The sequence below is a fragment of the Pseudomonas veronii genome, assembly GCF_001439695.1.
GTDB classification, from domain to species: domain Bacteria; phylum Pseudomonadota; class Gammaproteobacteria; order Pseudomonadales; family Pseudomonadaceae; genus Aquipseudomonas; species Aquipseudomonas veronii.
Map to the genome: position 1 here is coordinate 1 of NZ_JYLL01000075.1, position 1,615 is coordinate 1,615.

Below are 1,615 nucleotides of genomic sequence, written 5' to 3' on the forward strand. Positions count from 1 at the left end.
ACCCTGCTCAAGCGTCCGGCTCAGCCAATCGAAGTGTCACAGGCAGTGCTCTTCCTCGCGTCGGACGAGTCGTCCTTCGTGCATGGCGCAGAGCTGGTGGTCGATGGCGGCTACACCGCCAACTGACCGTTCACAACCCTGAGAACCTGAGGACTTCTGGCAGCATGCCTGTCGGCAGCCAACTATCGGGACAGTCGGAAACCGCATTCTGCTTCGGACAACTGGCTGGGCGCTGCGGGAAAAATAAAAATAATTAGGCATCAAGGGGAAGAAAAATGATGAAGCTAGGGCTCGGAAGAAAGGTTCGGCATTTTACACTTGCCACAACTGCTGTCCAGTGTCTGATGTCGGGGACCATCGTGTATGGGCAGGGGCAGGACTCGCAGGCGCATGACTTCGTGCCCGCGCCGGCGGGAACGCAGATTGGCCTATTGTATTATCTTGGCAGCACTTCAGATACCTATATCGATGGCCATGGCCATAAAGTGGATGACTCGAGCCTCGACACGAATGTGGGCCTGCTTCGCTACGTTTACTATTTCGACATTGCCGGAATGCGTGCCGATGTGAACGTGTTGCAACCCTTCGGAAGCCTGAACAATATGCGAGTCGGAGGTAGCGATATCGACACCAAAGACTTCTCCATCGGGGATGTTACGCTGGTCGGTACGCTCTGGCCGCTGAACGATCCCGAACATGAACGCTACTTTGCCATTGCCACCTATCTCACCCTGCCGACTGGCAACTATTCTGCCTCCGAACCGGGCTTGGGTTCCAACCGATGGTCTCTCTCCATTCAGCCAGGCTACCTGTTCAAGATCGCGCCTCAATGGTCGGTCGATCTTGTGGGGGACGTTACTTTCTATGGTGACAACAACGATGGCCCTGGCGGGGCGGATCTGGAAAAGGATCCAAGCTTTACCATGCTTGGCTGGCTCAACTATGAGGCGAGTGCCAAGACCATGTTCTCACTGGGATTCACGACAACCCGGGGCGGGGAGGAGTCGGTCAAAGGCGTCGATGGCTCGGATGTGAAATCAACCACGATCCGGGCGGAATGGTCTCAAATGCTCAGCCCAACAACGCAGTTTTTGATGGAGATCGGGCATGATGTGGATGCAGAGAATACGTTCAAGCGCGATGCAACACTGACTTTCCGGCTTGCAAAGTTCTTCTGAATGGTGCGGGGCGCGTGGGCCGCACCATTTGAAATGGCTCCATGAACTCCGGATCCTTGATTCAGGCCGTTTGGTTTTTTATCCGCGTGATGCTCCAGGGTAGCACCCAAGGCTGGCCTGAAGTATCGCGCCTTAGGGAAGGTCTGAAGTAGTCCCGTTTTCCGAGCTGATTTTCTCAATGATTTGAAAAAACAGCGTCTCAATCGAAAATCAGGTCATTTTTCACCTTCAAATACAGGGTTTCGCCCTTGTGAGGCGCTTCGCAGGGTTGATTCCCTGCATCACGGGCGCACCTCTCCCATGATCATTAACTGTTTGCGCACCATCCACAGGTTCGACAGCGCAAACAGCGTGACCTGCTGGGCTGTGTTTTTCACCAAGCCGCGAAACCGCACCTTGGTGTATCCAAACTGGCGCTTGATCACACGGAACGGATG

The 1,615-nt window shown here is 54.5% G+C and carries 2 protein-coding genes and 1 pseudogene; 2 read left to right on the top strand and 1 reads right to left on the bottom strand.

Annotated features, from left to right (window positions below):
* Positions 1 to 3 precede the first annotated feature (3 nt).
* A complete protein-coding gene (locus TU80_RS33645) occupies positions 4 to 126 on the top strand; it encodes an SDR family oxidoreductase (protein ID WP_268939108.1) in 123 nt (40 codons plus the stop codon).
* Positions 127 to 275: 149 nt separating this feature from the next.
* The gene (locus TU80_RS30995; protein WP_057006144.1) at positions 276 to 1,178 is read left to right on the top strand and encodes a transporter; all 903 of its coding nucleotides are present in this window, start codon (positions 276 to 278) and stop codon (positions 1,176 to 1,178) included.
* Between the two features lie 281 nt (positions 1,179 to 1,459).
* On the opposite strand, the pseudogene TU80_RS32965 reads toward TU80_RS30995, so the two are convergent.
* A pseudogene (locus TU80_RS32965) lies at positions 1,460 to 1,615 on the bottom strand (IS5/IS1182 family transposase); the annotation flags it as partial.

Bases quoted from the DNA above. Each gene is read 5' to 3' on its own strand.
- TU80_RS30995 (WP_057006144.1), top strand. From the start codon at position 276: ATGATGAAGCTAGGGCTCGGAAGAAAGGTTCGGCATTTTACACTTGCC.